Annotated in this window: 4 protein-coding genes; all 4 read left to right on the top strand. The window is 44.6% G+C overall.

The window, feature by feature from the left end:
• Positions 1 to 190, top strand: a 190-nt coding sequence (locus VNM22_21450; protein ID HWP49736.1) for an ATP-binding protein, incomplete at its 5' end; no start/stop codon positions are given.
• On the top strand, positions 183 to 629 hold the full coding sequence (locus tag VNM22_21445) for a response regulator (protein ID HWP49735.1): 447 nt from the start codon (positions 183 to 185) through the stop codon (positions 627 to 629). The genes VNM22_21450 and VNM22_21445, both read left to right, overlap by 8 nt.
• Positions 630 to 645: 16 nt before the next feature.
• On the top strand, positions 646 to 2808 hold the full coding sequence (locus tag VNM22_21440; protein HWP49734.1) for an EAL domain-containing protein: 2163 nt from the start codon (positions 646 to 648) through the stop codon (positions 2806 to 2808).
• Positions 2809 to 2998: 190 nt separating this feature from the next.
• A partial coding sequence (locus VNM22_21435) for an ABC transporter substrate binding protein (GenBank protein HWP49733.1) occupies positions 2999 to 4672 on the top strand: 1674 nt, incomplete at its 3' end.

The following is a 4672-nucleotide window of genomic DNA, read 5'->3' as shown; positions in this document are numbered from 1 at the left end:
CAAGCCGTTTCAACGTTTACAGGGTCGTCATGAGTTTGAGGGGACGGGGATGGGGTTGGCGATTTGTCAGAAGATTGTCAAGCGGCACAAGGGGGAGATTACGGCTCGCAGTGTACCGGGAAAAGGAAGTACTTTTACTATCCTACTCCCAGCTCAACAATCTAAGAAGATAGGAGAAAACCATGGGTAAGAATACAAACTCCATTGTCATTTTACTTGCTGAGGATGACGACGACGATTATCTGTTGACTCTGGATGCTTTAAGAGAGGCTTTAATAACCAATGAAGTCTATCGGGTCAGAAATGGGGAGGAGTTAATAGATTATTTGCTTCATCAAGGTTCTTTTCAAGATCCCCAAACCTCCCCAAGACCGGGCTTAATCCTGTTAGATTTGAATATGCCGAGGAAGGATGGCCGGGAAGCTTTACACGAAATTAAACTAAATCCCGAGTTGAAAAAGATCCCGGTAGTCGTTTTAACCACTTCAAAAGCCGATGAGGACATTATTCGATCCTATCATTCTGGTGTAAATTCCTTTATTAAGAAACCCGTCAGTTTTGATCAATTGGTAGATGCCATGAAATTACTGGGTAAATATTGGTTAGAGATTGTTGAACTACCTGGCTAGTATAGGGAGAACCGGCATGGACGAACCCGAAATAAAAATATTGGTTGTTGACGACGATACCGAGGGTGTAATACTCATCCAAGATTTACTTCAATCTGGGATGAAGGGATTCAGGTTTGTTCTAGATCATGCCCCTTCTTTCTCAGAAGCGATAAGTTGTGTAAGCAGGACGAATTATGAAGTTTGTTTATTCGACTATCGATTAGGGGAAGTAGATGGCCTAGAGGTCTTACGCAGGATTCGGGCAGAGGGAGTTTCGGTTCCGGTTATTTTTCTAACAGGACAGGGGGATGAGGAAATTGCCGTAGAAGCCATGAAAGCCGGTGCGGCAGATTATCTTCCTAAAGCAAAGTTATCTTCAGAGTTGTTATGTCAGTCTATTCGGTATGCGATGGAATTGCATGAAAAAGAAATGTTTCGGAAGAAGGCCGAAGTAGCCCTCAAGGAGAGTGAAGAATTTAATCGGGCGGTATTGAGCTCCCTGACATCGCATATTGCCGTACTGGATAGAGCTGGAAATGTTATTGCCGTCAACAAGGCATGGGAACGATTTGCCCAAGAAAACGGCGATCCACTTCTTTCTGGTACCGGTGTTGGAACTAACTATCTGGAAGAGTGTCAACAGGCTCTGAAGCGAGGTTCCGAAGATGCGCTAAGAGCTCTGGTTGGGATTCAAGTGGTATTGAAGGGTTTGCAAGATCAATTCACACTGGAATATTCCTGCCATTCGAGGAAGGAAAGACGCTGGTTTTTAATGCGGGTAACCCCTTTGCAGAGCCAACGGGGCGGTGTGGTGGTTACCCATATTGACATCACGGAACGTAAACAGGCTGAGGAGATGGTTCATCATCTGGCCTATCATGATCCTTTAACGGGGTTACCCAACCGGGTATTGTTTAATGATCATCTTACCCTGGAATTAGCACACGCCCGGCGTAACAAAGGTATGGTGGCCGTAATATTTCTCGATCTGGATCGGTTCAAAACCATCAACGATACATTAGGGCATGCCATCGGAGATCAATTGTTACAAGAAGTCGCTAAACGGCTGACAGGTTGTCTTCGAGGAGGAGATACCGTTGCCCGTTTGGGAGGAGACGAATTCATGTTGTTATTACCTGGTATTACCCATGGGGAAGATGTAGCCAAAGTCGCTCGAAGAATTCTTGAGGTGCTTAAACCTCCCTTTAATGTCGATGGACAGGAGCTTCACATTACCGGTAGCATGGGGATAAGCTTATATCCCTCAGATGGCAGAGATGCCGAAACCTTAATTAAAAATGCAGACGCTGCGATGTACCGTACCAAAGAACAGGGTCGAGGAACCTACCAATTTTACACCCCCTCCATGAACGCTAAAGCCTTCGAGCGCCTCATCCTGGAGAATGATCTAAGACGGGCTTTGGAACGACAAGAATTTGTAGTTTATTATCAACCCCAGGTAAGCCTCCACACCGGTCAAATCGTTGGGGTAGAAGCGTTAGTACGCTGGCAACACCCGGATAAAGGATTAGTTCCTCCCATGGAGTTTATTCCCCTGGCAGAAGAAACCGGACTCATTATCCCTCTTGGAGATTGGGTATTCCGGACGGCCTGTGCTCAAAACCAGACCTGGCAAAAAGCAGGCTTCTTTCCTTTACGGGTTGCCGTAAACCTCTCGGCCCGTCGCTTCAAACAAAAAGGTTTGATAAAAGACATAGTCAGGATACTTAAAGAAACCGGACTTGATCCCAACTACCTGGAACTGGAGTTGACCGAAAGTCACCTTATGGAAAATGTAGAAGCCACCCTATCCATCTTACATGAACTGAAAGCCATGGGAATCCATCTTTCCATCGATGATTTTGGTACCGGTTACTCGTCGTTGAGTTATCTGAAGCGGTTTCCTATAGATAAGTTGAAAATAGATCGATCGTTTGTACTGGATATTACCGGTGATCCAGACGATGCGGCCATTGCCATGGCTATAATTGCCATGGCCCATAGCCTGAAATTGAAAGTAACGGCTGAAGGGGTGGAAACCGAAGAACAGTTGAGATTCTTACGCGCTCATCACTGTGATGAAATGCAAGGATATTATTTTAGCCGACCTGTACCGGCTGAGATCATGACTCAGTTACTTCAAGAAGGACGACATTTGAGCTTAGGAAACTCCACTTCTAATCACCTTGAGAGTTAAGTGAAAAACATCTATGTGGGAAAACCAACCTAAAAGAATCCGTAAGTGGATACGTTTGTCTTTCCCGATCATCTGCTTCCTGACATTCTCCCATCCTCTTTGTTATTCACAGCCCCATCAAAAGAAAAATATACTGGTACTCCACTCTTATCATAAAGGATTTACCTGGACAGATAGTATTATGAAGGGCATGGAATCGGTTTTAAAAGCCGACCAACAAAACATGGACCTCTACATCGAATACATGGATACTAAAAGGATTTCCGATGAATGGTATTTTCAAAAACTTCGTGACTTGTATAAATATAAGTATGACCAGCGCAAGTTGGATGTGATTCTCTCTTCCGATGATGATGCCTATAATTTCCTGCTCAAATACCAGGATGATTTATTTCCCGACGTACCGGTGGTTTTCTGTGGAGTTAACTATTTCAAAGATTCGGATTTGATCGGTCACGATATGATGACCGGAGTCGTAGAGGCAGCCGATATCAAGGGAACTCTGGATATTGCCCTGAAACTCCATCCAGCCACCAGACAAATTGCGGTTGTAAGTGATGAAACAACGGCAGGTATTGCTTTCAGAAGGATTGTGCAGGAACTAATCCCAAAATTCCCAAATTCCGTGGAGTTTATCTTTTTAGAAAATCTCAACATGGAAGAGGTCCAGGAACGCGTCAAAAATTTGTCCCCAGACAGTTTTGTGCTTTTATTATCTTTTATTCGAGATAAGTCGGGTAAAGTATTTTCTTATGAAGAAAGTACGGCTCTTATTTCTACTGCGTCGAAAGTCCCTGTTTACAGCTCCTGGGATCTTTTTTTGGGTCATGGAGTCGTAGGAGGTAAAATGATCAGCGGCTACGCCCAGGGAGAAGAGGCTGCAAAGATGGCTCTCCAAATTTTACAGGGCGAAAAAGCCATAAACATTCCTGTCCACGAGGAGAGTCCAAACCGTTATATGTTTGATTACCAACAGATGCAGCGTTTTGGCATTAAACTTTCCAGTTTACCCAAAGGGAGCATAGTTATCAACCGACCTTATTCCTTTTATATAGAACATAAAGGTTTAGTCTGGGCTACCATAGCCTGTATAGGGAGCCTTATATTCCTCGTATTTACCCTCAGTATAAATGTGATCAGGCGGAGAAGAGCGGAAAAGGAGCTACTTAAAGCAAAGGATGAACTGGAGATCCGGGTAAAAGAAAGAACCGTTCAATTGCAGATATCTAATCAACAATTACAGCAAGAGATCATCGAACGAAAGCAGGTAGAAAGGAAGCTGCATCAACAAAATGTCTATTTAACCGCTCTACATGAAACCAGTCTGGCTTTGATGAATCGTCTAGAATTGAATGATCTACTTGAAACCATTGTTACGCTTGCCGGGGCGTTGTTGAACACCCAACATGGATATATCCGCCTAATCGATCCTGAAGAAGCCGCCATGGTAATTAAGGTGGGTGTAGGAATTTACAGCCAATTCATCAATCATCGCTTAAAGTGGGGCGAGAGTCTGGGGGGAAAGGTCTGGCAGACCGGTCAGCCGATCATAATAAATGACTATCGCACCTGGCCTGATCGGATGCCGGATTCCCGTTATGATATTTTTCGTGCGGTCGTAGGTGTGCCGCTTAAATCCGGCCCGGAAGTCGTGGGCGTGCTGGCACTGGCTTATCTTGAAGAAGGTCGGACATTTGGAGAAGATGAGATAGAGCTATTAAAACGATTTGCCGAGTTAGCTTCCATAGCCCTGGATAACGCCCGACTCTATACCTCCACCCAACAAGAACTGACCAAACGCATCAAAGCCGAACAAACCCTCGCCCACTACACCCAAGAATTGGAACGAAGCAACCAGGAACTC

The organism is Candidatus Limnocylindrales bacterium (assembly GCA_035559535.1).
GTDB lineage: Bacteria > Moduliflexota > Moduliflexia > Moduliflexales > JAUQPW01 > JAUQPW01.
The sequence above is the reverse complement of the archived record's forward strand: the minus strand, read 5'-3'. Positions and strand labels throughout refer to the sequence as shown.

Excerpts from the sequence above, each read along its gene's own strand:
- VNM22_21440 (HWP49734.1), top strand. The coding sequence starts at position 646 with ATGGACGAACCCGAAATAAAAATATTGGTTGTTGACGACGATACCGAG.
- VNM22_21445 (HWP49735.1), top strand. The coding sequence starts at position 183 with ATGGGTAAGAATACAAACTCCATTGTCATTTTACTTGCTGAGGATGAC.